This is a genomic window from Streptomyces sp. S3(2020), assembly GCF_013044505.1.
In the GTDB taxonomy this organism is placed as follows: Bacteria; Actinomycetota; Actinomycetes; order Streptomycetales; family Streptomycetaceae; genus Streptomyces.
Map to the genome: position 1 here is coordinate 1 of NZ_JABERD010000525.1, position 1,088 is coordinate 1,088.

At 73.2% G+C, this 1,088-nt stretch carries 1 pseudogene; it reads right to left on the minus strand.

Annotation, left to right across the window (positions count from 1 at the left end):
• A pseudogene (locus tag HLK59_RS50125) lies at positions 1 to 1,088 on the minus strand (hypothetical protein); the annotation flags it as partial.

Consider the following 1,088-nt stretch of genomic DNA (forward strand, 5'->3'; position numbering starts at 1 on the left):
TTGGGGTCGTCGTGTTTTGTTTTGAGGTAAGGGGGGCCGCCCAGAGTGACACTTTCCTCTTCGTCGGCGGGCTGAGATGGTTAAAGTGGCCCGGCCTTGGACGCGTCCGTCGCGTCCGTCGCGTCCGTCGCGTCCGTCGCGTCCGTCGCGTCCGTCGCGTCCGTCGCGTCCGTCGCGTCCGTCGCGTCCGTCGCGTCCGTCGCGTCGCCAGTCCACCACCCGGTCCGCGAGCAGGCGCAGTACGCCCGTGTACGGCGTCGCGTCGGGTACGCGCAGGAGGGACTCGGTGAGGAGGCGGGCCGCCCACCAGGAGTGAGGGTCGGCGTCCAGTGCCTGGATCAACTCCTCCAGGCGGAGTGCGAGTCGGGGGGTGCCGTGCTGACGGGACAGCAGGAGCAGTGCCTGGACGACCGGGCCGATGCGGTGGTGCGGCACCGGGAAGGGGTGCGGGCTGTGGCGGTGGACCAGCGCGCGCAGGGCCTCGTCCAGGTCGAGGTGCGTGCCCTGGATCCAGTCGGCGAGTTCCTCGTGGGCGAAGCGGTAGCCGTTGCCGGCGGGAACCAGGAGGCCTTCGGTGAGGACGGCGGACGCCCAGCCGGTGCCGCCGCCGAGCCGTGCGGGGGCCTGGCCCCAGGGGAACACCGCCTCGAACGACTCGCGGTCCAGTTCCCCCTGGCCCGGGCCGAGGCTTCGGCGGGCGGCCTCGTGCACCTGGCCGGAGACCTTTGCGGCGAGGCGGCGGACGGCGGTGCCGCGCAGGCCGTTCTCGGCGGCGAGGCGGACGGCGATGCGGAGGCACATCAGGTCGAGGTGGGCTGCGAAGACGTCGTGGCGGTCTGCGCGGGTGCCGGGGGTGCCGGTGTCCGCGTCCGTGTGCGTGTCGGGGAGGGCCGCTCGGACTTCGGAGAGGAGGCGGAGAGTGAGGGGGTGGCGGGCGTCGGTGTCCGTGAGGACGTCCTCGGGGATGCCGTAGCGGGCTCGGGCCTGTCGGGCTTCGTCCTCGTGCAGGTCGGTGAGGTGTACGCAGGGCGGTTTCTCGCCCCCTCCGCCCCTACCCGTCCCATCCCTGGGGGCTGCGCCCCCAGGGA